The organism is Pseudohongiella sp., from assembly GCF_011050365.1.
Classification (GTDB): domain Bacteria; phylum Pseudomonadota; class Gammaproteobacteria; order Pseudomonadales; family Pseudohongiellaceae; genus Pseudohongiella.
Window position 1 is genome coordinate 195,684 of sequence record NZ_DRFV01000006.1, and the last position, 25,607, is coordinate 221,290.

19 protein-coding genes are annotated in these 25,607 nt (G+C 56.1%); 10 read left to right on the forward strand and 9 right to left on the reverse strand.

Features of this window, described 5'->3' with window-relative positions; genetic code table 11:
- Window positions 1–25 precede the first annotated feature (25 nt).
- Genes ENH71_RS05005 through ENH71_RS05015 form a run of 3 tightly spaced genes read left to right on the forward strand, consistent with a single transcriptional unit; the run spans window position 26 to window position 4,540 of the window.
- Window positions 26–1,852 (forward strand): BamB-related PQQ repeat family beta-propellar protein, encoded by a 1,827-nt coding sequence (locus ENH71_RS05005; RefSeq protein ID WP_294132494.1) that lies wholly within the window; start codon window positions 26–28, stop codon window positions 1,850–1,852.
- A 28-nt stretch (window positions 1,853–1,880) separates the two neighbouring features.
- Window positions 1,881–4,046 (forward strand): PQQ-dependent dehydrogenase, methanol/ethanol family, encoded by a 2,166-nt coding sequence (locus ENH71_RS05010; protein WP_294132496.1) that lies wholly within the window; start codon window positions 1,881–1,883, stop codon window positions 4,044–4,046.
- Entirely contained in the window at window positions 4,043–4,540 is a 498-nt protein-coding gene (locus tag ENH71_RS05015; RefSeq protein WP_294132498.1) for a methylated-DNA--[protein]-cysteine S-methyltransferase, read from the forward strand. Before ENH71_RS05010 ends, ENH71_RS05015 begins: the two co-directional genes overlap by 4 nt.
- 12 nt (window positions 4,541–4,552) lie before the next feature.
- On the opposite strand, the gene ENH71_RS05020 is transcribed toward ENH71_RS05015, so the two are convergent.
- Both ENH71_RS05020 and ENH71_RS05025 read right to left on the reverse strand, forming a co-directional pair.
- Window positions 4,553–5,521: a GGDEF domain-containing protein gene (locus tag ENH71_RS05020; protein WP_294132500.1), complete on the reverse strand. Its 969-nt coding sequence runs from the start codon at window positions 5,519–5,521 to the stop codon at window positions 4,553–4,555.
- Window positions 5,522–5,523: 2 nt separating this feature from the next.
- Window positions 5,524–6,543, reverse strand: a complete 1,020-nt coding sequence (locus ENH71_RS05025; RefSeq protein WP_294132502.1) for a response regulator — start codon at window positions 6,541–6,543, stop codon at window positions 5,524–5,526.
- A 361-nt stretch (window positions 6,544–6,904) separates the two neighbouring features.
- Here ENH71_RS05025 and ENH71_RS05030 point away from each other — a divergent pair, with 361 nt between their 5' ends.
- Together ENH71_RS05030 and ENH71_RS05035 are read left to right on the forward strand one after the other, a co-directional pair.
- The gene (locus tag ENH71_RS05030; RefSeq protein ID WP_294132504.1) at window positions 6,905–8,305 is read left to right on the forward strand and encodes an MATE family efflux transporter; all 1,401 of its coding nucleotides are present in this window, start codon (window positions 6,905–6,907) and stop codon (window positions 8,303–8,305) included.
- Between the two features lie 63 nt (window positions 8,306–8,368).
- A complete protein-coding gene (locus tag ENH71_RS05035) occupies window positions 8,369–9,343 on the forward strand; it encodes an XdhC family protein (RefSeq protein WP_294132507.1) in 975 nt (324 codons plus the stop codon).
- Between the two features lie 65 nt (window positions 9,344–9,408).
- Here ENH71_RS05035 and ENH71_RS05040 read toward each other — a convergent pair whose 3' ends face one another.
- The 3 genes from ENH71_RS05040 to ENH71_RS05050 all read right to left on the reverse strand — a co-directional run bounded on the left by ENH71_RS05040 (window position 9,409) and on the right by ENH71_RS05050 (window position 12,687).
- Entirely contained in the window at window positions 9,409–10,032 is a 624-nt protein-coding gene (locus ENH71_RS05040; protein WP_294132509.1) for an inorganic pyrophosphatase, read from the reverse strand.
- A gap of 121 nt (window positions 10,033–10,153) precedes the next feature.
- Window positions 10,154–11,593: an amidase gene (locus ENH71_RS05045; RefSeq protein WP_294132511.1), complete on the reverse strand. Its 1,440-nt coding sequence runs from the start codon at window positions 11,591–11,593 to the stop codon at window positions 10,154–10,156.
- Between the two features lie 11 nt (window positions 11,594–11,604).
- Window positions 11,605–12,687 (reverse strand): CaiB/BaiF CoA transferase family protein, encoded by a 1,083-nt coding sequence (locus ENH71_RS05050; RefSeq protein WP_294132513.1) that lies wholly within the window; start codon window positions 12,685–12,687, stop codon window positions 11,605–11,607.
- 101 nt (window positions 12,688–12,788) lie between these two features.
- Between ENH71_RS05050 and ENH71_RS05055 the strand changes: the two genes are divergently transcribed.
- Window positions 12,789–13,559 (forward strand): SDR family NAD(P)-dependent oxidoreductase, encoded by a 771-nt coding sequence (locus ENH71_RS05055; protein ID WP_294132516.1) that lies wholly within the window; start codon window positions 12,789–12,791, stop codon window positions 13,557–13,559.
- 11 nt (window positions 13,560–13,570) lie between these two features.
- The gene (locus tag ENH71_RS05060; RefSeq protein WP_294132519.1) at window positions 13,571–14,734 is read left to right on the forward strand and encodes an acyl-CoA dehydrogenase family protein; all 1,164 of its coding nucleotides are present in this window, start codon (window positions 13,571–13,573) and stop codon (window positions 14,732–14,734) included.
- A gap of 17 nt (window positions 14,735–14,751) precedes the next feature.
- On the opposite strand, the gene ENH71_RS05065 is transcribed toward ENH71_RS05060, so the two are convergent.
- The 3 genes from ENH71_RS05065 to ENH71_RS05075 are packed head-to-tail and all read right to left on the reverse strand — an operon-like array spanning window position 14,752 to window position 18,168.
- Window positions 14,752–15,942, reverse strand: coding sequence for a GGDEF domain-containing protein (locus ENH71_RS05065; RefSeq protein WP_294132522.1), 1,191 nt, complete (start codon window positions 15,940–15,942; stop codon window positions 14,752–14,754).
- 55 nt (window positions 15,943–15,997) lie between these two features.
- Window positions 15,998–17,113 (reverse strand): PilT/PilU family type 4a pilus ATPase, encoded by a 1,116-nt coding sequence (locus ENH71_RS05070; protein WP_294132525.1) that lies wholly within the window; start codon window positions 17,111–17,113, stop codon window positions 15,998–16,000.
- A gap of 41 nt (window positions 17,114–17,154) precedes the next feature.
- Window positions 17,155–18,168: an aspartate carbamoyltransferase gene (locus ENH71_RS05075; RefSeq protein ID WP_294132528.1), complete on the reverse strand. Its 1,014-nt coding sequence runs from the start codon at window positions 18,166–18,168 to the stop codon at window positions 17,155–17,157.
- A gap of 113 nt (window positions 18,169–18,281) precedes the next feature.
- On the opposite strand from ENH71_RS05075, the gene sbcB reads away from it, so the two are divergent.
- A complete protein-coding gene (sbcB, locus tag ENH71_RS05080) occupies window positions 18,282–19,784 on the forward strand; it encodes an exodeoxyribonuclease I (RefSeq protein ID WP_294132530.1) in 1,503 nt (500 codons plus the stop codon).
- Between the two features lie 88 nt (window positions 19,785–19,872).
- Complete coding sequence (locus ENH71_RS05085) at window positions 19,873–21,033, forward strand: 1-acyl-sn-glycerol-3-phosphate acyltransferase (protein ID WP_294132533.1); 1,161 nt, start codon at window positions 19,873–19,875, stop codon at window positions 21,031–21,033.
- 13 nt (window positions 21,034–21,046) lie between these two features.
- Here the strand turns inward: ENH71_RS05085 and ENH71_RS05090 are convergent, their stop codons facing one another.
- Window positions 21,047–23,206, reverse strand: coding sequence for a DUF349 domain-containing protein (locus tag ENH71_RS05090; RefSeq protein ID WP_294132535.1), 2,160 nt, complete (start codon window positions 23,204–23,206; stop codon window positions 21,047–21,049).
- Between the two features lie 103 nt (window positions 23,207–23,309).
- Here ENH71_RS05090 and dinG point away from each other — a divergent pair, with 103 nt between their 5' ends.
- Complete coding sequence (gene dinG / locus ENH71_RS05095) at window positions 23,310–25,550, forward strand: ATP-dependent DNA helicase DinG (RefSeq protein ID WP_294132537.1); 2,241 nt, start codon at window positions 23,310–23,312, stop codon at window positions 25,548–25,550.
- Window positions 25,551–25,607 lie beyond the last annotated feature (57 nt).

The following is a 25,607-nucleotide window of genomic DNA, read 5'->3' on the forward strand; positions in this document are numbered from 1 at the left end:
CAACGCAGTAGAGGTTTTTGACACGATGAGAAAGTTCACGAGCATGCTGGTCGGGCTGGCAGTCAGCGGCGTAAGCGGTCTGGCGTTGGCAGCGGAGAATCTGGATGGTACCAGCCTGTACGATCAGTACTGTGCTACCTGTCATGCCGATCCGCAGGATGTGCGCACACCCAACCGGGAGGCGTTGGCGTCGTATACTGCCAATAGCCTGTACAGCGCGCTGACGGACGGTATCATGCAGGCGCAGGCCGCTGCACTGACCAATGCCCAGAAGATTGCGCTGTCCGAGCATTTGACCGGTAGTCGGATGCAGGCGGAGTCAGTCGCCGGCCTGGCACGTTGCGAGCAGGCAATGCCGCATCTGGAGTTGTCGCTGAACAGCAACTGGAATGGTTGGGGTAATGGCCTGAGTAATGAGCGCTACCAGTCAGCGCAGGGCACCGCGATCAATGCTACCAATATCGACGAGCTGGAACTGGCCTGGGTGATGGGGCTGGAAAACTCCACCGTCGCCCGCGCCCAGCCTACTGTCATCAATAACACGGTGTTTATGGGGAGCCCCTCGGGCAGCGTCCATGCCATGGATATTGCCTCAGGGTGCGCCTATTGGAGCATTGAGGTGCCCGGAGAGGTCCGCGCTGCTGTCACTGTTGCCTATTCGCAAGCGCTGGACCAATATCTGGCTATTATTGCGGAAAACTCCAACCACATTTATGTGGTTGATGCGCGCAGCGGGGAAGCGCTCTGGGATACCGAGGTTGATGATAACCCCTATGCCCGCAGCACAGGTTCCCCGGTGGTATACGGGGACCGAATTTTTGTTCCGGTGTCATCCATTGAGGTAGGCGCTGCCGGGCGTCCGGATCATCACTGCTGTACGTTTCGCGGCAATATGGCGGCTTTTGACCTGAATACCGGAGACAAGCTCTGGCACACTTATATCATGGACGAGCCTGAGCTGGTCGGTCAGAACAGTGCCGGCAATCCGGTATACGCGCCATCCGGCGCACCCATCTGGCAGGCACCCAGCATCGATCCGGAGCGCAATCTGGTGTATGCCGGTTCCGGGCAGAATTACAGCCGGCCGGCCAGTAATACCAGTGATTCGGTTATTGCCTTCGATATGGATAGCGGTGAAATGGTGTGGGTATATCAGACCACCGGTCAGGACCAGTTCGTGATGGGATGCCGGCCTGATGGCGCTCACCCCAACTGCCCGGATCCCGGCCCGGATCTGGACATCGGTGCGCCGATTGTGACGACCACCCTGTCCAATGGGCAGGAAATTGTTGTTGCCGGCACCAAGGGTGCAGAAATTTATGGTCTGGATCCGACACAGAACGGAGAAGTGCTCTGGCGAACCCGCGTGGGTAGGGGAGGCGCCCTGGGCGGTGTGCATTGGGGCATGTCATTCCACGGAGATGTGGTTTATGTACCGGTTTCCGACCGCAGTGGCATCACCGACGAAGGCGAGCCACGCCAGCCGGGGCTGCACGCCATTGACATGAAAACCGGCGACGTACTCTGGTACGCGCCGGTACCTGAGCGCTGTGCCGGCGAGCGTGGCTGCATGGATGCCTATTCTTCGCCAATTACGGCGACCGATGATCTGATTCTGGCCGGGTCACTCAGTGGTTACCTGTTTGCCCACGATCCCGAGACCGGAGCGCTGCTCTGGGAGTACAATACGGTCCGGGAATATGACACCATTAACGGTGTCGAGGCCAGCGGTGGGTCACTGGATGCTACAGGGCCGGTCCTCAGCGGTGATTACATGATTATCAATTCCGGTTACGCAACATTCGGCCAGATGCCGGGCAATGCAGTGCTGGTTTTCAAGCTTAAAAATTAAAAACTGACGCAGATTCAGGGGACACAACATGAACAAGACCAAACATTTCTCGATACTGGCTGCCGCTGCGCTGGTGCTGGCGGCATGTGGGCCGGCCGAACAGCCTGACAGCACCGCAACCAGTATGCCCGAGACATCTGCTCCGGCCAGCATGCCCGAATACAGTGCCTCGGTGACCACCGAGCGGCTGGTGGCTGCGGACGAGGAGCCCGGTCAATGGATGTCGACGGGACGGAATTACTGGGAGCAACGGTTCAGCCCGCTGGATCAGATAAGCACTGGCAATGTGGATCAACTGGGGCTGGCCTGGTCGGCAGATATGGACACCAGCCGGGGTCAGGAAGCCACACCCATCGTCGTTGACGGGGCCATCTATATCACGACTGCGTGGAGCATGGTGAAGGCGTTTGATGCCGAGGATGGCAGCCTGTTGTGGGAATTTGATCCTGAAGTTGATCGCGCACGTGGTGTTGACGCCTGCTGTGATGTGGTCAACCGCGGGGTGGCGGCCTGGGACGGCAAGATATTCTTTGGCGCGCTGGATGGCCGCCTGATCGCGCTGGACGCAACCACCGGAGAACAGCTCTGGAGTGTAGTGACCACGGATCAGTCGCAACCTTATACCATCACCGGTGCCCCGCGTATCGTTGATGGCAAAGTGATTATTGGTAATGGCGGTGGTGAGTACGGCGTGCGCGGATACATTACCGCTTACGATGCAGACACCGGCGAGCCACACTGGCGTTTCTACACGGTGCCGGGCAATCCCGAGGACGGCTTTGAGCAACCGGAACTGGAAATGGCCGCCGAAACCTGGACAGGTGAATGGTGGGTCATGGGCGGTGGTGGCACCGTCTGGGACTCCATGGCCTACGACCCCGAGTCGAACCTGATGTATATCGGCGTGGGTAACGGTTCTCCCTGGAATCAGTCACTGCGGAGTCCGGGCGGCGGCGACAACCTGTTCCTGACCTCAATTGTTGCCATCAATCCGGATGACGGCAGTTACGTATGGCACTACCAGACCACACCCGGGGAAACCTGGGATTACACTGCAACCCAGCAGATTATTGTCGCCGACCTGAACATTGGTGGTGAGGACCGTCGGGTTGTCATGCAGGCGCCCAAAAACGGTTTCTTCTATGTACTGGACGCGTTGACCGGACGACTGCTGTCGGCTGAAAACTTCGTGCCGGTGAACTGGGCAACGCATATTGATCTGGAAACCGGGCGTCCGGTAGAAATTCCCGAAGCGCGCTACGATGTGACCAAGCAACCCATCATTGTCCAGCCGGGTGCGCTGGGCGGCCATAACTGGTACCCGATGTCGTTCAGCCAGAACACCAATCTGGTTTATCTGCCAGCCACTGAAAACTTCATGGGTTACCATGCTCAGGAATCGTTTGAACGCTCGGATCGCGGCTGGAATACCGGTACCGATCTGGCAGAGGGCGCCCGTCTGGTGGCTGCAGCAGGTGATGCTGCGCCTGAGCGTAAAGCCTATTTGCTGGCCTGGGATCCGGTTGCCCAGCAGGAAGTATGGCGTCAACCGCAGCCGTCCCCCACAGCTGCGGCGGGGGTCATGTCAACCGCCGGTGGTCTGGTGTTCCAGGGCAATGCAGGCGGCGAATTTGTAGCCTACCGGGATAGCGACGGTGAGCGACTGTGGAGCGCCATTACACAGTCCCACACCGTCGCAGCACCCGTCAGTTACAGCATCGACGGACAGCAATATGTGGCAGTGTTGACCGGCTCACGCGCCTTGCCACAGGTCGGGCCGGGCATGATTGGATCTACCACCCGTGAATCCAGCAACAATTCACGCTTGCTGGTGTACACCCTGGGTGGCACCCATGAGCTGCCTACCGAGGTGGCAGTCGCTGAAGATCGCGAACTGAACCCGCCGCCACTGCTGGCCAACAATGAAATGCTGGCTCACGGTGAGCAGGTTTATGGGCAGTATTGCAGCGTGTGCCACGGCAACAACGCGGCCAGTGATGGTGCCGGTGTATTCCCGGATCTGCGGTATACGGATCGTTTACATGATATTGAGGACTGGAACGCTGTCGTGCTGGAGGGCGAGCTCGCCTCTGGCGGTATGGTGTCGTTCTCTGGTCAGCTTGAAGAGGCGGACTCTGAAGCCGTGCTGCAATATGTCATCTCGCGTGCTAACGCACTGCTGGATTCTCAGTGAGCGAGACGTTTTATAGCTACTATGATTCACCTGTCGGCAAGCTGTTGCTGGCAGGTGATGAGAGTGCGTTGACGTTGATTAGTTTCCCCACAGGTAAAGCGGCGAAACAGCCAGCTCCTGACTGGCTGCGACGTAATGAACTGTTCAATTCTGTCAAACAGCAATTGTCAGCCTATTTTGTCGGTGAGCTAACAGAGTTTGACCTGGCGCTGCGTCCCCAGGGCACAAGTTTCCAGGTACAGGTTTGGCAGGCCCTCCGGCAAATTCCTTACGCCGAAACCCGAAGTTATGGAGACATTGCTGCACTGGTCGGTAAGCCTGAGGCCAGCCGCGCGGTAGGCGCGGCCAACGGTCAGAATCCGCTGCCCATTGTCATTCCCTGTCACCGGGTAATCGGCAGTAAAGGAGATCTGACAGGTTTTGGTGGTGGTCTGGCGTGTAAAAAGCACCTGCTGGCACTGGAGCAGACTCACACACCGTTCAGCCTGCAATAGGACGGCTACGTTTCATGAGCCTGGTGTATGACTGCGATTGCGTCCGTCTTTCTTGGCCTGATACAACGCCTTGTCGCTCAGCTCCAACCATGACGAATAGTCTGCAAACATGTCCGAGTATTCTGTAATACCCAGGCTTACAGTCACCTGAAGTGGTGTTCCCTCCCAATCCACCACAGTGGATGCAATCGTTTCCCGCAGTCTTTCAGCAACCAGCAGGGCCTGGGCCTGATCGGTTTCCGGCAATACAATGCCAAATTCCTCGCCGCCGTAGCGTCCGGATACGTCGGTTGAACGCTGTGTCTCCCGGATGGCTTTGGCAACAGCGCGCAGAACTTCATCACCTGCCGCATGTCCATGTGTATCATTGAATTTTTTGAAATGATCGATATCAAACAGGATCAGTGATGCGGGTCGCTTATTGCGATGGCAGCGTTTGAACTCCTGTTCAAGACAACCTTCCCAGTAGCCGCGATTGTACAGGTTGGTCAGTTTATCGGTGCGACTGAGTTTTTTCAGGGTTCTGTTGGCTGACTCCAGCTCATTTTTGCGGGTGGCGATTTCTGTGACATCGTAAACCAGCAGGCAGACACTGGTAACCTGACCGTTAACGCCACTGAGTGGAATCAGGGTGATGTTCTGGTACATCAGCGCTGAATGCCCGGTGAGCGGGCGTGTGCTTTTAAAATTGAACAGCCTTGGATGTTCTTCCCAGGTACAAAAGGCCCGGCTTTGCAGACTGAATACCGAGTCTATTTTTCGTTTCAGCCAGGTTGCAGGCAATTCCGGGAAAAGCTTGAACAGATTTTGTCCCCGGGCATGACTGGTCGCTATGCCGCTGTGATTCTCCATGAAGCTGTTCCACAGTTGCACCTGATAGTCAGCGTCCAGCAGAATCAACCCGTTATCCAGCGTCTGCAACAACTGCATCACCAAATGCAGGCTGTCCATGTCAGAACTGTGTGAAGGGGCGTTCAGCATGTTTATTCGACTCCGGAGTCATGCATCAGTATTTCAACTCTCGCGCGCAGTGCCGGTATCGAATCTTCCGTCAGCAACAACAGCAGGTGGCAATCCATGTCAGGCGTTGACAGGTGGTATGAAATATTAATGACCAGCACGTTGACCGGATTTGATTCGCAATCCAGCAGTTTTGTGCACTCCTGTTCATGGCCAAGTACCACGGGATAACTGTGGTTGAATTCGATGTCCAGTTGCTGGCTGATACCTTTGAGACAGGAGCCTACCAACAGTTCCGACAGATCCGTCAGGATGCCGGTTTGCGAATTGCTGCCGTCCGGCATGTCCAGTGCAACCAGAGACTCCAGATCGGTGAAACCGTCCGAGTTCATCAGAAAAATTGCTTCGCCGGCAACGCCGTTACCGCTGAAGCCGTGTGAGACGGCACTCATTGGCGCGACGTCAGCATAGGGTAAATGCCGGGCCAATTGGTGGTAAGGTGTTGTGAATACGTCAGGCACCGGCAATTGTATGAAGGTGCCGAGTAAATCACTGAGTCGGCTACCTGCCTGACCCATGGCGATATTGACGACTTCGCTAAGTGCCTGCACAAAGTCAGCGCTGGGCAGGTCATCCATTGTCGGCGAGCCCGGCGCCTGGTCTTTGCATTCGGCGAGTGACAGAATGCCATAGCGCCCCAGAACGCCGGCGATCTGGTCGGGTGCCACCGGTTTGCGGATAAAATCGAGCGCGCCTTTGGCCATCACCCGTGTCCGGGCTTCGCTTTGAATGTCGCCGGAAACCACCAGTACCATGGTCGGCAGATCATCGGCACGGATCTGGTCGAGCACCTCATAGCCGTTCATCACCGGCATATTAAGGTCCAGAAACAGCAAGTCGGCTCTGCCGGCATTGATGGCAGCAATGGCCTGTTGACCATCGTTGGCAAAGCTCAGGTTAATGTCCCAGGCCGAGGGCAGGGAGCGCGCCATCTGGCGACGAGCCAGCGCGGAGTCATCACAAATTAGAACGGCTAAAGTCACTTGCGAGCTACTCACTTTGGGTAAAACACTAATTTGCCTAACGTAACACATTGTGACAATTATTGATGCAGACAAATCGCAGGCTGCGGATTATAATCCGCCACGATACATGACGTCGACCCGCCCCACACTGCAGGAGTGCAGGCCCATGAAGTTAATGACCACAGGCTTTCCCAAGGCCGTTTGAGACTTGATCGCCCCCGGGCGGTTGCAGACTCATTTCCTATTGTCCAGCTGGCCGGTACCCGATTTTTCGAGTCGCGCCAATTCTATAGCTTGCCGGTTTCAATTCCGGACGTCATAACGACGCCGCGTTCGATCTTTGGTCGATGCGCATTGACCGGTTTTCAGGGTTTGTATCATGTTAAAAAAAATTCAGGCGGGCCTGAGTCTGTTCAGACAGGCGCTGGTCGGCAACGCCACCATCAATTACACAGAGGGGTCCATCGCCAGGGCTACCTTCCTGCTCTCGGTGCCCATGATTCTGGAAATGGCGATGGAGTCGGTGTTTGCTATTGTAGACATCTTTTTTGTTGCCGGGCTGGGGGCGGAGGCTGTTGCCACCGTGGGTTTGACAGAGGCGGTGATCTCGCTACTGTATGCGTTGGCCATTGGCCTGAGCATGGCCGCAACCGCACTGGTCGCCCGACGCATCGGTGAGAATAACCCTGCGGCGGCGGCGGTGGTTGCAGGACAGGCAATCTGGGTCGGCATGGCAGTCTCGGTTCTGGTCGGCGTGACCGGTTTCTTTTATGCCGGGCGTATCCTGACGCTGATGGGGGCCGATGCAGCGGTGCTGGCGACAGGCGAAACCTATACCCGGATTATGTTCTCCGGTGCATTTACCATCGTTTTTCTGTTTCTGAACAACGCCATTTTTCGCGGTGCCGGCGATGCCAGTATTGCCATGCGTGCCCTGATCCTGGCCAATGGCATTAACATTGTGCTGGATCCGGTGCTGATCTATGGCTGGGGGCCCTTCCCTGAACTGGGGCTGACAGGTGCTGCCGTGGCCACCAATATCGGTCGTGGCGTCGGTGTGGCCTATCAGATTTATTATCTGTGTGCACACAACCGGCGTATACGATTGGCGTTGACCGATCTGGTGCTGCGGTTGTCGATTGTGCTGCAGTTGTTGCGGATTTCGGTGGGAGGCATTGCCCAGTTTCTCATCGCCACGGCCAGCTGGGTTTTTCTGATGCGCCTGGTATCCAACTTTGGCAATGAAGCCGTGGCCGGGTACACCATTGCCATCCGTGTCATCATCTTTGTCATTTTGCCATCCTGGGGTCTGAGCAACGCAGTGGCAACCCTGGTCGGACAGAACCTGGGTGCAGGCAAGCCTGATCGGGCCGAGCGCACTGTCTGGCAGGTAGTCGGGTACAATGTCAGCTATATGCTGATGGTGGGATTGGTGCTGATATTCTTCCCGGTTTGGGTGATGGGTTTCTTTAGTCAGAACCCTGATGTCGTTGCCAACGGTATTCAGAGTTTGCGTATTCTGAGTTACGGGTTTGTGTTTCTGGCTATCGGCTCAGTGGTCACACAGGCCTTCAACGGTGCCGGTGATACCATGACACCCACCTGGATAAATGGATTCAGTTTCTGGCTGGTACAAATACCGCTGGCCTGGACGCTGGCGATGGCAGCCGGATGGGGTGCCGAGGGTGTATACTGGTCTATCTTCATTGGCGATTTGACCATGGGTATTATCGGTACAGTTCTGTTTATGCGGGGCAGCTGGAAACGATTGGCGGTCTGATCCGTGCTTCGCACAGGCAATCCCTGTGTTCCGTACAGAGAATCAAAGTATAGAAGGTTATTCATGCAAAGCAGTCAGCACCATATTATTGCCAGCGTGTCAGCCTGGCTGGCTCAGGATAAGCCGGTTTGGTTGTGCACGATCCTGAAGACCTGGGGATCCTCCCCGCGTCCGGTCGGTGCCATGATGGCCTGTACCCTGCAGGGTGAGATGGTGGGGTCAATTTCCGGCGGCTGCATAGAGGAAGATTTTCTTGAGCAACTGCGGGTTGGTAGTCTGAAACAGCGTTACGAGGCGGAACACCAGCCTTTTGTTGTGCAGTATGGGGTCTCGGCTGAAGAGCAGGCGCGTTTGCGATTGCCGTGTGGTGGTCAGTTGCATGTGTTGGTGGAGTTCATCTCGCCGGAGCCGGGTATGCGGGCGGTATTCGCGGAGCTGGATGCGGCGCTGGACGATCACCGGCGCATCAGTCGCCATGTTGACCTGCAGACCGGTGTGATCAGTACGCGTCAGGTGTCATCTGATGAGGCGGTGACGCTTGATGACAGGGAAATGCTGCACAGTCTGAGCCCGCGTTACCGTTTGTTGCTGCTGGGCGCCGGAGATGTGGCGCGTTATGTGGCAGAGCTGGCCTTGATAATGGATTATGAAGTGACGTTGTGTGATCCTCGCCCGTCCTACCTGGATAACTGGCAGGTGGAAGGTGTGCACCTGTCAGCAGACCTGCCGGATGATGTGGTACGCGATCAGTTCAGTAATCCCTACAGTGGCATTATTGCGCTGGCACATGATCCGCGCGTTGATGACATGGCGTTGATGGAAGCACTGAAAACCGACGCTTTCTACATCGGCGCCATGGGGTCCGAGCGGACCTCGGCAAACCGGCGTTTGCGGCTGCCGGAACTGGGTTTAAGCGACGAGGAGATTGCGCGCCTGCACGCACCTATCGGGTTTGCCATCGGCAGCAAAACACCGGCAGAAATCGCGATTTCCATCATGGCCCAGGTGACCTCAGTGCGAAATGTGCAGGAACTCTGAGACAAAAAACGGCGCAGAATCCCTGATGGGAATTGCGCCGCCTTGATTCACTCGGTAAAAATTTCTCAGTCTTCCAGCAAGTGTCCGTAGTCTTCGTCGTAATCTGCCATCGCCGCCTGCAGCACGGTGGTGGCGTGATCGAAGCCATAAGCGGCGCCTATTGAAACCTTGTTGCTCTTGCCCGGTACCATTTTGTAGGTATTGAAGTAGTGGGCAATGCGCTCGACCAGGATGGGCGGCAATTCGGAGATATCGTTCATATGGCCGTAAGCAGGATCATCCTGCACGATGGCAATGATTTTATCATCAGCTTCACCGCCATCATTCATCGGCAGACCACCCACCACTTTGGCTTTGATCAGAATTTCCGTGCGATCAATGGGACGTTCGCTGATGACACAAATATCCAGCGGGTCACCATCACCACACTCGGTGCCGGGCATCAGGTCGCGTACACGGTTGCCACAGTAAGTGCGCGGGATGAATCCGTACAGCGTGGGCTGCTGCGCAGACGTGCGCTGAGGCCGGTCAATACACAGGTAACCGGTATCCTTGTCGATCTCATACTTCATCTGATCAAACGGACTGATTTCGATGTAGGCATTAACCACGCGGGGCAGGTCGGGGCCAACTTCAAGGCCGTGCCAGGGATGTGGACGCCAGCGAGAGAACGAAGGGGACTGTTTCATGTGCAAGTGGATCCTTGTGACGAATCGGGTTGGTGGATAATTGACAGGCTATTGATGACGAGCCGATCATGGTAAACGGCGCGCATTATAGCAATAGCCTTGGATGATGTGTAGGCGAGTATCAGCCGGCAATGGGCACTATGCCCGGCAGTAACTGATTTGCCAGCTGCAACAGGACGTGATCCTGTCCCCAGGCGGCGCTGAACATCACGCCGATCGGCAATCCGTCAGCATTCTGGCGCAGGGGCAAGGAAATGCTGGGCTGACCGGTACCATTGTACAGCGCGGTAAACGGACTGTAGGCGGCGTAGCGGCGTGCGTACTCGCGGATGTCGTCAGCGTTCATGTCGAGCCAGCCCAGTTCCGCCGGTGGCAGGGCCAGCACCGGGGATAGCACCAGATCATACTGTTCATGAAACGTCGCCATCTGACGTTCAGCCTGTTTTACTGTGTCCAGTGCCGCCAGGTAAAGCGCCGCGGACGTTTTCAGGCCCTGATTGGCCATGCGCCTGGTGGACTCGGCAAGAGCGGCTTGCTCCGGGGTTTTCTGATCTGTTTCCAGGCCCGGGCTGAGAATCTGACCTACGTGAACGTTGATCAGTGTGGACATGGCCCGGCCGACCATGGCGTAGTCTACCGGTGGTGACAGTTCCTCTACCTGATGGCCGGCGCTCTGGCACAGATCTATTGCCTTATCCAGGGCAGCCAGGCAATCCGGGTGAACAGGCAGTCCTGCCGGGTGCTGGCGTTGCACGGCTACTTTAAGGCCCTTTAATTCACGGTCATGCGTTTGATAGTAGGACCCGGCAAACGCAGGCAGGGCGAAAAGACCCGGTTTTTGCAAACGTAACAAATCCAGAAATGCAGCACTGTCGCGCACTGAGCGGCTCAATACATGGCCTACGCTCATGCCGCTCCAGGCACTGCCAAAGTCAGGTTCAACAACACTGAGACCGCGGCTGGGTTTTAATCCGACCAGGCCGCAGCAGGCTGCCGGGATGCGAATGGAACCACCGCCGTCACTGCCGTCCGCCACCGGCACGATACCGGCAGCCACTGCCGCAGCCGAGCCGCCGCTGGATCCGCCGCTGCTGTAGCCAGGATTATGCGGGTTGCGACTGGGGCCAAACAGGGAGAACTCGGTGGTTATGGTCAGGCACAATTCAGGGGTATTGGTGCTGCCGAACGCAATCAGGCCTGCGTTGCGGTAGCGCTGCATGATGGCGCTGTCCTTGCTGGCAACATTGTCCCGGTACAATGCGGTACTGCGGGTGTGAGGCCAGCCTTTAACGGCATTAACCTCTTTAATCAAAAACGGAACGCCTGCAAGCTGGCTGTTCAGATCCGACGTTGCTACCGGTGGCGAATGCCGGTCAATTTCCTGCGCGCGCTCGCGAGCGTGCTCGCGATCCTGATAGACAATGGCATTAAGCTGGGGGTTCAGTTTATCGGTCTGCCTGAAAGCGCATTCCAACAGCTCACTGGCGCTGACCTCGCCGGACTGGCGCAGCTCTGCCATGGCGATGGCATCCAATTGGGTGTAATCGTTGATCGTTAACATGATGCTGTGTCCTAAAGCCAATCGCGCAAGATGGCGTCGTGGTGTTCATCGGGGGCAGCGGGTGCGTTTTTGATGGCGCCCGGGGTTCTGCTGAAGCGGGGCGCCGGTGCGGCCTGGGTTATGCCGTTGTGCCGGACAAACGTTTGGCGTGCCTGATTGTGAGGGTGTTGAGCGGCTTCCCGGGTGTCGAGCACCGGTGCAAAACATGCATCGCTGCCTTCCAGCAACGCGCACCAGTCATCGCGGTTGCGGGTCCGGAAGAGATTGCCGAGTTTGTCTTTCAGCGCGGGCCACTGTCCGACGTCCATTTGCGCGCTGAACGCCGGCTCGTCGATTCCGCAACGTTGCAACAGGGCAGTGTAAAATTGAGGCTCGATCGGACCAATGCTGATGAACTTGCCATCGGCGCAGGCGTAAGTGTTATAGAAGTGCGCGCCGCCATCCAGCATGTTGGTGCCCGGCTGGTCTCGCCAGTTGCCGCTGGCCTGAAGGCCGTGAAACAGACTCATCAGGCAGGCAGAACCGTCGGTCATGGCGGCATCGATGACCTGGCCCAGGCCGGAACGACTGCGTTCAAGTAACGCAGCCAGTACGCCACTGGCCAGCAACATGGCACCGCCACCATAATCGCCGATCAGGTTGAGTGGCGGCGAGGGCGGCTGCCCGTCCCGCGACATGGCATGCAAGGCGCCGGTGAGGGCAATGTAGTTGATATCGTGGCCGGCAGATTGCGCCAGTGGCCCGGTTTGTCCCCATCCGGTCATGCGGCCGTAGACCAATCCGCGATTGTCTGCAAGGCAGGGTTCCGGACCCAGGCCAAGACGCTCCATGACGCCGGGGCGGAAGCCTTCGATCAGGGCATCCGCCCGATTGATTAACTGCCGGGCGGTGGCGATGTCGTCTGGCGATTTCAAGTCCAGGGCAATGGAACGACGACCGCGATTGACCGGGTTGTTCTGGTGGGCAACGGGGCTGCCTTTGCGATCAATTCGCACGACATCGGCGCCCATATCGGACAGCATCATGCCGCAGAATGGCACGGGACCGATGGCGGCCATTTCTATAATTTTAAATCCGTGCAGAGGTCCGCTCATGGTTTATGAATTCATTCATTTTCTTATTGATTTTAGGACTGTGATCTTACATTCTTGCCACTTCACTGAAAAAAGACAGACCGGGAACACGAGGTTTTACCATGCAATTAAAAGAAAAAACAGCCTTTATCACCGGCGCCGCTTCAGGTCTGGGCCTGGCAGCAGCGCAGCGCTTCATTGCGGAAGGCGCCAACGTGATGTTGTTCGACCTGGATGCTACCCGGGTACAGGCGGCCGCGGATGAACTGGGTGCGTGCGCCAGTTGGTCGGCAGGCGATGTCAGCGACGAGGCGCAGGTGACGGCTGCCGTGCAAAAAACCGTGACAACATTCGGTGGGCTACATATTAATGTGAACAGTGCGGGTATCGGTGCCGCTGCCAAAACAGTGGGTCGCGACGGACCGATGCCGCTGGAGCAGTTTCATCGTGTGATCCGTGTCAATCTGCTGGGTACTTTCAACGTGCTTCGCCTGTGTGCCGCGGCCATGCAGAAAAACGCGCCGCAAACGGAAGACAATGAACGTGGCGTGATCATCAATGTTGCGTCTGTTGCGGCTTTCGATGGTCAAATGGGGCAGGCCGCATACAGTGCATCCAAAGGCGGTATTGTGTCGATGACGCTGCCTGTTGCCAGAGACCTGGCGCGCGACGGCATCCGGGTCATGACTGTGGCACCGGGTATCTTCGCTACGCCATTGATGCAGGCATCACCAGAGCCCGTCAAGGACGCGTTAATTGACATGATACAGTTTCCCAAACGTATGGGGTTGTCTGAAGAGTTCGCTGATCTGGCGGCTCATATTGTCACCAGTTCCTACCTCAATGGAGAGGTCATTCGGCTGGATGCGGCTATACGCATGGCCGCCCGCTAGGAGTTTTATCGATGCCAGGTAATAATCATACACCACCGTGGATGAACGAAGAGCTCAATATCATGCGCTCGCATATTGCGCGCTTTTTCGAGCGCGAATTTGTACCTCATGTCAAACGCTGGGACGAGCAGGGCGTTGTCGACAGAGAGGCGTGGATCAAAGCTGGTCAGGCCGGGATTCTGTGTGCATCCATTCCTGTGGAATACGGAGGTGGCGGTGGCGATTTTCGTCACGAAATGGTGATTGAGGAAGAAATGGCGCGTGCCGGTGTCACGGGTATTGGCAACTCAGTGCATTCGGGCATTGTCGCGCACTATGTGCTGAATTATGGATCGGAATCACAAAAGCAGCGCTGGCTGCCCAGAATGGCCAGCGGTGAGCTGGTCGGAGCGATTGCCATGACCGAGCCGGGGACCGGCTCAGACCTGCAGGCAGTGGCGACAACGGCAGTGAAAACAGACGGCGGCTATCTGGTCAATGGACAGAAAACCTTCCTCACCAATGGACAGCTGGCCAACCTGATATGCGTTGTGGTGAAAACCGATGCTGCAGCCGGTAGCAAAGGCGTGTCCCTGTTGATGCTGGAAACGGATGCAGCCGAAGTCAAAGACAGTTTCAAACGGGGTCGCAATCTGGAGAAAATTGGTCTGAAAGCGCAGGATACGTCAGAGGCGTTTTTTGATAGTGTGTTTGTTCCCGCAGACAACCTGTTAGGTGATTCAGAAGGGCTGGGTTTTGTGCAATTGATGGAGCAATTGCCGCAGGAGCGGTTAATTATTGCTGTCAGTGCCTGTGTCGCAATGGAGAGGGCGCTTGACTATACCTGCGAGTACGTCAAGGAGCGTAAAGCATTTGGCAAGCGAATACTGGATTTCCAGAACACACAGTTTAAGTTGGCGGAGCGTTTGACTGAAGCACGGCTGGCCCGCGTATTCGTTGATGACTGTGCCATGAAACTGCTCGACGGCAAGCTCGATGCATCAACTGCGGCCATGGCCAAATGGTGGACGACACAAAAGCAGTGCGAGATTGTCGATGAGTGCCTGCAGTTCTTCGGCGGCTACGGCTATATGATGGAGTATCCGATTGCCAAAATGTATATCGATGCCCGAATCCAGAAAATCTATGGTGGCAGCAATGAGATCATGAAACTGCTGGTTGCCCGCGACATCTGATAGCCAGTGGTCGCAGGTTACGCTGCAGCTTCCATAACCCGGTCTCGTCCGGCACGTTTGCCCTGATACAGGGCGTCGTCCGCGCGCCGGATCATATCGCTGATGTTTTCGTCACTCTCGTAGGCCCCGGTCATGGCAAAGGTGGCGGTAATCCGGATGGTCTGGCCATCCTTGATAATGGCTGCGGCCCGCAACGCCTGACGCATACGTTCGGCAATGGCGACTGCCTGTTGCAGCGTGGTTTCGGGCAGGATGAGGATGAATTCCTCGCCACCAAAGCGTCCCAAAATATCGCAGCTACGTAAAGGCTGCTGCAGGGCTTCGGCCACTGCCTTAAGTACCTGGTCGCCGAATTCATGACCGTGCTCGTCATTGATGCGCTTGAAATGGTCGAGATCGATCATGCCAAGTGCAAGCGGCGTGCCGTGACGTTTATGCCTGTCGAGTTCGCGGCGGAATAACAGTTCGTATTGACGACGGTTGCTCAGACCGGTCAGTGGGTCAGTCAGTGCCTGGCGTTGCAGTTCGGTTTCCAGGACTTTGCGCCGGGCTATTTCTTCTGACAGGGTGTGATTGGCGCTTTCGGCGTTCAGTAAGGCCATGAAGGCCTTGCGGTTGCCAGTGTTGATGCGTTGCGCTGCTGCAAAACCTATCGCCACCGGCCAGATTAATACCATGTTTACCAATATGATTTCACTAATACTGCTGCCCGCGATTACCAGGTTCAGTGTAACCATGGCAACACCGATGGCGGCTACCAAATTAGTAAGGCCCAACCGGTTAGGTACAAACACGTATATGCTGAGCAGCATCATCATCATGACTGACAGCCCGAAGACACCGTTAGTGGGCAGGATATAGGGATAAACAAAAAACAGGGGATAACCGGCAATGGCGACCAGCGTGACCGGCCAGCCCCAGGTTGCCCAGTGTGGTTTTCGCGGGACTATAAATGCCAATGCCAACAGCAGGCAGACAAAGGCGCTGCGCAATGCAAACAGAGTAAAAAAGCCAGTACTGTTGCCTAACGCCAGCCAGTCTGGCCAGGCAAAAATCAGTAACAGGAAGGCCCATATTTTCAGCGTGCGAACAAGGTAAACAGCAGTATCAGACTCGACATGTTTGCTGTAGGCACCCTCAATACCCGGGTCGGAAAACTCGGCATTCCAGCGTGAAATAGCGTATTTTTTTGTTTTTGTATCGATCATTGCGAAAGTATAGCGGATTGTGCCGGATTTGGCACCGTTGCTGTGGGCAGAGTAATCAATCCTTGGGACGCAGAGTCAAGCTGGAGTTATCCGCGTCAGCTGTTGATGATGAACCATCGCTCAGCTGTATTTTCAGGCGCAGATTATTTTTGGAATCGGCATTTTTCAGGGCATCATCCAGCGTAATACGACCCGCCTGATACAACGATAGCAGAGCAGCATCAAAGGTCACCATGCCTTGCTCGGCAGACTTCTCCATGGTTTCCCGGATATCGTCGATCTTGCCCTGCTTGATCAGGTCACAGACCCTCGGCGTGCCCAGCAGAATTTCGAACGCCGCCGCCCGTTTACCGTCGGAAGACGGTATCAGGCGTTGCGAAACCAGGCCGCGCAGGTTCAGTGACAGGTCCAGGAATAGCTGTTTATGTCTTTCTTCCGGAAAGAAATTGATGATACGGTCCAGTGCCTGGTTGGCGTTGTTGGCATGCAGGGTTGATACACACAGGTGACCGGTTTCAGCGAAGGCGAGGGCGTGTTCCATGGTATCCATGCTGCGAATTTCACCGATCAGTATAACGTCGGGTGCCTGCCGCAGCGTGTTCTTCAGTGCCGCCCCATAGCTGACCGTGTCCAGCCCGACTTCGCGTTGGCTGATGATGGATTTCTTGTGTGGGTGGATGAATTCTATGGGGTCCTCGACGGTGATGATATGGCCATCGGAATTCCGGTTGCGATAGTCAATCAGGGCTGCCAGCGATGTGGATTTACCGGAGCCGGTGGCCCCCACAAACAGCAACAGGCCACGCTTCTCCATGATCAATTGTTGCAGAATGTCTGGTAATCCCAGAGCTTCCGGTTGCGGTATCTCGGTTTTTACATGTCTGACCACCATCGCGAGTTGTCCGCGCTGGCGGAAAACGTTGGCACGAAAACGACCAATGCCGGGCTCGGCAATTGCCAGATTGAGTTCCGGCTCGTGCGTGAACTGTTGTTGCTGATCTGGCGACATGATGGCAAAGGCGGTTGCTTGCACGTCATCGCCGCTCAAGGGATGGTCATCAAGCGCCTTGATATGACCGAAGGTTTTGATCATGGGGGCCGCATCAGCGGTCAGAAACAGATCAGAGGCTTCCTGTGCCACCATCGCCTTTAACATATCCTTGAATAGCATTTTTGTGCTCCGGATCCGGGGGTTGTGTGCCTGGGCGACAATCAGAATCGTCGTTCGGTGTACCAATTGACTTCGCGCGACGACTTGTCGATCTGCTCACTGACATCCAGCGTCAGGGCAAACAAGGCCATACGAACCAGTACGCCGTTGTCAGTCTGGCGGAAAATGGCCAGACTTGGATGCTGGTTAAGGTCGTTATCCAGTTCATTGGCGTCTTCACGGGAGTCACGGGGCAGGGGGTGCATGATGACCGTGTTGGGCTGGCAATACTGGGTGTAAATGGACCGGTTCAGACGGAAGCGGCCGCGGTACAGGTCGGCTTCCGGTTTGCTGGCAAAACGCTCCTCCTGAATTCGGGTCAGGTAAACGATGTCGTTGCTGACCAGGCCGGTTTCCATGTCTTCCGTTTCGACTACTTCATGACCGCGCTGTCGCAGATGCTCAACGATGGTGTCTGGCATGGCGAGCTCTTTGGGCGATATCAGGGTAAATTTGACTTTCTCGTAAAGACTGACCAGCTTTGACAGCGAGTGCACGGTCCGGCCATGTTTGAGGTCGCCTATCATGGCGATATGCATGCCATCGATGTTCTGCTGCCGCGACTTCAGCTCTTTTTTGATGGTGTACAGGTCGAGCAACGCCTGGCTGGGATGCTCATTGGGGCCATCACCGGCATTCAACACCGGTACCCGACTGGCCCTGGCAAATTCCGCGACCGACCCTGCCTGTGGATGGCGCATGACAATGATGTCGCTGTAGCCGCTCATGACCCTGCCGGTGTCATACAGGGACTCGCCTTTGGTCAGCGAGCTGGCTTTGATGTCAGTGGTCTCCCTGACCTCGCCACCCAACAGGTTAAAGGCACAGCCAAAACTGACCCGGGTGCGGGTGCTGGGCTCAAAGAACATATTCCCCATGATTGCGCCGTCCAGTACCTTGGTCATGCGCTCCCGATGCGCATAGGGTCTCATACTGTCAGCCACCTCGAAGATCCGCTCCACATCCGCTCGCTCGAACTGGGTAACGCTGAGTATGTGGGCTCCGGGGAAACGCATAAGGTTGATCCTTCCATATCACTGTGACAGATGGTGCAAATAGTACACTATCTGGGCAATAGCCGCCGAATGCTGTGGTAAAAATTCTCTATGTTATAGTCGGGACTTTCTGCGTGGCGACACGCGTTGACGAAATAGGTGGTGTGATGGCGGGCGAGGATAAGGCAGCAACAATATACTGGCACGACTACGAGGCGTTTGGTGCTGATGCGCGGCGCGACCGGGCGTCCCAGTTTGCTGGTATCCGCACTGACACTGAGTTGAATGAAGTCGAGGCGCCGCTGGTTATTTATTGTCAGCCGGCAGTTGATATGCTGCCGCATCCCCAGGCCTGCCTGATAACCGGCATCACCCCGCAACAGGCCCGCAAACGCGGTCTGCCGGAGGCCGAATTTATTCGTCAGATACATGAGCAATTCGCCCGTCCGCAAACCTGTGTTGCTGGTTTTAACAGTATTCGCTTTGATGATGAACTGACCCGTCAGTTGCTGTACCGCAATTTTTATGACGCTTACGAACGGGAGTGGAAAAACGGTAACTCGCGCTGGGATATCATAGATGTGGTGCGATTGTGTTATGCCTTGCGACCTGACGGTATCGTCTGGCCGGAAAAAGAAGACGGCACCGTGTCGTTTCGACTGGAAGCGCTCAGCGCTGCCAACGGTATCAGCCATCAGGACGCCCACGACGCGTTGTCCGATGTGCGGGCCACCATCGCGGTGGCAAAACTGGTGAAAACCCGGCAACCACGATTGTATGACTATGCGTTTGCACTGCGAAGTAAACACCGGGTAAATGAGTTGCTCGACGTTGCCGCACACACGCCGGTACTGCATATTTCATCCATGTACCCGGCACGCATGGGTTGCCTTGCGCTGACCATGCCATTGGCCATGCATCCGGTGGACAGTAACGGTGTACTGCTTTATGACCTCCGTACGGATCCCACACCGTGGCTGGACATGACAACAGAGCAGCTTCGGCAAAGTCTGTTCAGGTCGCGCGCCGAGCTGGTCGATGGCGAAGAGCGGCTGCCGGTGAAAGTGCTGCATGCAAACCGATGTCCGATGCTGGCATCACCTGCGGCGCTGGCTGCAAACAGGGCGCAGCAGCTGCAGATTGATATGGCGCAGTCGCGAGCGCACTGGCAGATTATTCATGCCCGACCGGACTTCATTGCCAGAGTAAGTGAAGCCTTTGCCGCGCGACCTGATTTCGAGGCACTGACCGACCCTGATTTCATGTTGTATGCGGGCGGTTTCTTCAGTGCCGCAGACAAGCGTCTGATGACCAGAGTGCGTCAGATGAGCGCCCAGGATCTGGCATCGGAATCCGCCCAATTGGCGTCAGCATTTAGCGATAGCCGCTTGCCCGAGATGCTGTTCCGGTATCGGGCGCGCAACTACCCCCAGTCGCTGACCGCGCCGGAACAGCAAGCCTGGCGTGAATTCTGCCACCAGCGGCTGACAAGGGGCTCCGATGTGCCGGGAGCCGGACCCGACCTGGCAAGCTATGATGAATGGCTGGCAAAATTGCGGGAAAGCGCTGCCGGTGACACCCAGGAAGGCATGTTGCAAGATCTGCAGCAGTGGCGTGACGAGGTTTGCCAGCTCTGATGAAAATGGTTAGAATCGCGCGCAATTCGTTCCCCGAGCGATGTTGATAAGTTGTTGTCGAGCCCCATCCACTACCGGTTTGTAATTAATGGATCCATTCAAGGACATCAGGCCATACCATGACGAAGAAATTCGACCGGTATTGGACGCATTGCTGAAAGACCGCGATTTCATCCGCAGTATTGCCAGTTTCAGCCATCCGACGTGGTATCGCTGGGTGCCGTCGTTATTGGCGGCGTTGACACAGCGACGCTTGACCGCCCAGTTAAAAGATGTCGACAGTGTCAAATCCATGCAGGATGTCATCGCCGGCTACATGGATCAGATGATTGAGCGCACGACTTCGCGTCTGACCAACAGTGGCCTGGAAAAACTGTCGCACGATAAGTCCTATCTGTTTATCAGCAATCACCGTGACATTGCCATGGATCCGGCGTTTGTAAATTACATGCTGTACCACGCCGGTTTCGACACCCTGTACATTGCCATCGGTGACAATCTGCTTAAACGTCCATTTGTCACAGACCTGATGCGGCTGAACAAGAGTTTTATTGTGAAACGCTCACTGAAAGGGCGGGAGTTGTTGAAATCGTCGAAACAGTTGTCTGAATATATCCATCACTGCATAGAGATCAACCGCAATGTCTGGATTGCACAACGCGAAGGGCGGGCGAAGGATGGCGTTGATCGCACCGACACCGCTCTGCTGAAGATGCTGGGTATGGCACGCCGGCCCGCAGCACTCGGCGATGCCTTGCAGGCTTTGCATATCGTGCCGGTGTCAATTTCCTACGAGTATGATCCCTGTGATGCGCTTAAAGGTGACGAGCTGCACCAGAAGCTGGAGACCGGCTCCTACCAAAAGGATGAGCAAAGCGACATTAACAGTATCGTCACCGGCATGGTTGGGTTTAAAGGACATGTGCATGTCGCGTTTGGAGATGAGCTGACGCTGGATGCGGACATGGATGATGAGGCGATCGCGGCGCAGATTGATGGCCAGGTGATCAACAATTATCTACTGCAGCAAACCAATTTGCTGGCCTTGCAGCAATTACAGCATGAATCGCCTGAGTCAGTCCCGCCATTATCCGGCGAAGGCAGCCAGGTGCTCGCAGAGTTGCAGGTAGACCCGGCCACGGCAGAGAAGTTCAATGCGCGCCTGAGCAGCATGTCCCCGGGAGCCCGGCACCATGTGCGCCTGATGTATGCCAATCCCGTCATAAGCCGGTTCGCTGACCGGCGATAGACAGATTGCCGGGTCAGATTTTCTGACGGATGTGCTGGAGCCGGTTTTGCAGTGTACTGCGGGCGAGTGGCAGCAGGGGGCCAAGACAAAGGAATTCCATCTCGGTCTCTTGCATCTGTTGCACCTTGTCTTTTTGCGTCAATGGCATGCGCCCCAGGCCACGCTGGAGTTGATTGAGCTGCTGCTGCATGCGAATGGCCTTGTCGGCTGCGGGTGTGTCGGCGCCACTCATGATTTCAGCGGCTACACATAATTCCCGTGCCCTGGTTTCCTGCTTTGCTGCCATGGCCGGCCAGTCAGCCGGTTTCTGCAGGTTTTGCAATAACTGGCGAAAACGTTTTTTCATTGCCTGTTCAATCTCTGCGTTGGCAATAGTGTCCAGTTCGCTCCAGGTCTGTTCCAGCGTAGCACTGGAAATATCCGGTACACTTCCTGTCAGCAAGGTTTCTTCATGCACCTGACATAGCTCGGCTTTGGCCTGCACCTGTTGCATTAACTGCAATACCTTCTTGTCCGGCGTCGTTCGCAGCCTTGCCTCGTACTTACGGCTCAACTGATTGAACTGATCCTGTAGCGCTTTGCGCTCGGCCTTCATGTCAGGAGTCAGAGCCGCACGAAATTCCCGGGCCAGGGTATTGAACTGGCTGCGCGATTGACTGAACTCTTCGTCAGTCAGGCTGAGCAGAGCGGCAATCTTGCTGAGAATGTCGCGTGCTGCCGAAGACACCTGGCGCTGCTGCTGTTTCTGTTCCTTGCTGACAGCGTCGCGGCGTTCAAACAGGGCATCACACGCAGCACGGAAATCAGTCCACAGCTTACGATCGTCCTTGAATGAACCGGCACCCAGCGCTTTCCAGTCCTGTTGCAGGGTTTTTGCCTGCTGAATGGCTGCCTGCAAATCGTCCTGTGCCAGCAGTGCCTGGGCCTGGTCGATCAATGCCTGCTTCTGTGCATTGTGCGCCTGCAGCGCCTGGCGCTTTTTCTGGCGCAGATCGCTAAGTACAGTGTTAAAGCGTTTTTGCAGATTCTTGATTTTTGCCTGTGCCACCGGTGCGTATTTTTTCCAGTCTTCACGCGCCTGGTTTTCCAGCTTGGATACTTCCGCCAGATTGACATCGTTTTCGTCCATGGTGGCGGCGTACGCTTCAAGCTGTTCGCAAATATTATTACGGGCGATGAGATTGGCGGCCTGTTTTTCCTTGCGTTCCTTGAAGTAAACCTTGCAAGGCTCAAACGCAACCTTGGCCAGTTCACTGAACCGGGTCCACAGGTCGTCGTTGGCATCGGAGTGGCCGAGCAACTTCCATTCATCCTGCAGTGCGCGAATCAGTTTGGCTTTCTGTGGCGGCGATGACTCGTCGGTAGTCAAGGCCTCCATTTTGTCAATTAGCTCTTTTTTCTTTTCCGAAGAAGCGAATTTTTTCCAGTCCAGCAGTTTGTTCAGTTCCGGTTTCAGGGGAGCCAGTTGCGCCTGCAGGCGTTCCTGTTCCTCGCTTGCCAGCCGCTTGATGGTGTTCTGACTGCGGTCCCATAAACTTTGCGCTTCGCTGACCCGGCCCTCGCTGATGTGCGCAGTCATGGTGATGACCGACTGCTCGACCTCTCTGATCAGTTTTTGCTGCCAGTCCTGATGTTCTGCAATCAGCGTCTGCAGTTGTGTAGCAACCCTGGCCAGATCTTCATCCGCCTGCGGCAGCGAAGGAGTTCCGGTCTCACTTTCCGATGCCTGCAAACGCTCCAGTCTTTTCTGTAATGACAGCAGAGTAGGCAAATCCTTGTAGGAAGTGGCTGCGGCTGCTTTCTGCAGTTTCTCCTGCTCCGACAGTTTAACGACCGGGGGCGACTGGGGGGCCGACTCGGCGCCAGCGTCTTCGGCAGCTTCGCTACCGGCTGATGCTTTGCTACCGCCTGTTTCTGTGCTACCGGCAGTGGCTTCCGCGCTGTCGCTGGTGGCAGCGCTTGCTGTGTCCGCCGGCGATTCACTGCTACCGGATTGTCGCTCATGGGCTTCATCGGGTTGGGGGCGAGCGGGGGGCTCGTTGGGGGCGGCATTCTGCGTCTCTGACGACTGATCCACTGATTCAGCCACTGATTCGTCGATGGCGGGCTGCTCTGCTTCTGCTGGTTTCTGCTGCACGGCTTCAGTCGTTTCCGGTGTTGTTGACGATGTCATAGATTACTGCTCTCCCTACTCGGCCACGTATAATAACAGACAGGTGCTATAATCACAGCAGAGTCTTTAAACGCACCATCCGCACACGCATCAGGCCAGATTTATGCTTCCCGATCAGATTAAAGAAGAAATTCAGCAGGCTTACAAGCAGATTCTGGCCAGCAAGTCTCTGCGCCCTCGCTATGGGCAGCGCTTAATGATTGCTGAGATAGCACGCTCGCTGGCAGACATTGATGCCGAGGGCGATGTCTGCGAGGGCGCTGCCGAGGGTAGTGCGGAATCAGGCGCCGGCCCTGTGTGTGTCATTGAAGCAGGCACCGGCACCGGCAAGACTCTGGCGTATGTGCTGGGCACATTGCCCCTGGCCAGGCATCTGGGCAAGAAAGTGGTGCTGGCCACCGCCACAGTGGCGTTGCAGGAGCAGGTAACACTGCGTGATCTGCCCGATATAGCAAAACACAGTGGTCTGAGTTTTACCTATACGCTGGCCAAGGGTCGCGGTCGCTATCTGTGTTTGTCGCGCCTGGATCAGATACTGCAGGGCAATGACAGTGAAAATGCCATGTTGGCTCTGTTTGGCGACGATGTCCGCGATCTGGGCGCTCAGACGCCCGGTGACACCGCACTGTATGAATCCATGCTGGATAAAATCAGCCGTGGCGAATGGCAGGGTGATCGCGATGACTGGGACGGTGTGCTGCGCGACTCGGAATGGTCCCCGGTGACTGTCGAGGCGGGTCAGTGTGCCGGGCAAAAGTGCAGTAATTACAGTCGCTGCTTTTTCTATCAGGCCCGCGAACAGGTACAAAAAGTCGATTGCGTGGTGGCTAATCATGATCTGGTGCTGGTCGATCTTGCGCTGGGCGGTGGCGCCATTCTGCCAGCCCCGGAAGACACCATTTACATTTTTGACGAAGCCCATCATCTGCCGGCGAAAACCAATCAGCATTTCTCCTCGTCAACGCGCTTGCGGGCCACCATGCAATGGCTGGACGCCAGCGCGAGGACGCTGGCCCGGCTGGCCGCTGATACCGTAATCAACGATAACGGAGTTATCGTCCGCGAGCAGTCCGACATCAAACCGCTGTTCAAACAGATATCGGAAGCACTGGGCACAACCCTGTTACTACTTGAACCTCTGCTGAAATCGAATGCGAACGTCGACGGGCAGCAGCGGGGCGCCGGTGGATATCAGGGGGGTGGCGATAGCGGGGATGCAATGACATTCGCGCTGGGTGTGGTGCCTGCCGAATTGCGCGAGCAGGCGGTGCAGTTGGCATCCCGGTTCTACCGGCTGACGCGTGGCCTCAAGGAAATCAGCACGGTGCTGCGGCGACAGATGGAGGAAGCCGACACGTTGCCCGGCCGTCAGCACGCAGAACAATGGTTCCCGCTGCTGGGCAGCATGACGAGCCGGGCAGAAGCCAGCGAGAAACTCTGGCAGGCGTTTGCCAGCCAGGACTCGGCAGATCAGGCGCCGTCAGCGCGCTGGCTGAGTCAGGTGGAGCAGGAGGACAGCGTTGATATCGTGCTGAGTTGCAGTCCGGTGCTGGCGGCACATACGTTGACTGAACACCTTTGGCAGCGTTGCGCGGGTGCGGTATTAACGTCAGCGACACTCTCTGCGCTGGAAAAGTTTGATGTCCTCGCCATGCGTGCCGGCCTGCCGGCTCATACTGTCTACCATCGTATCGCCAGCCCGTTTGATTATGCCAGTGCCGCCCGCCTGATCATTCCCAAATTAAACTGCGATCCCTCCAATAATCGCGCGCATACGGCGGCAATCGTAGCGCTTTTACCGCAGTTGCTGGACAAGAAAGAAGCCTCGCTGATGCTGTTCAGTTCGCGACGCCAGATGCTCGACGTGCTCGAGGGCATGAGTGATGAGTGGCGGCACATTATTCTGTGTCAGGATGATTATCAAAAAGCGCAGCTACTGAACTTCCATCGTCAGCGTATCGACAAGGGCGAGCCCAGTGTGATTTTCGGACTGGCCAGTTTTGCCGAGGGCGTGGACTTGCCTGGCAAGTATTGTGAGCATGTGCTGATCGCTAAAATACCCTTTGCTGTGCCCAACGATCCGATTGAGGCCACGTTAGCGCAATGGCTTGAGCAGCAGGGGAAAAACCCGTTCATGACATTGTCGGTCCCGGAAGCAGCGTTTCGCCTGGTTCAGGCCAGCGGGCGACTGTTGCGCAGTGAGAGCGATACGGGGCGTATTACATTGTTTGATGAGCGCGTGATCAGCAAATTTTACGGTAAGGCGATTCTGGCGTCGCTGCCACCGTTTACCCGTGAAATTTTCCCGGCGCATCTGACGCTACCGGACCCGGCTGCGGTCTGAGCGTCAGGTCTTGCGGCGGGTATAGGGAATGTTGTTCTTTTTGTCGAAATAATAGCC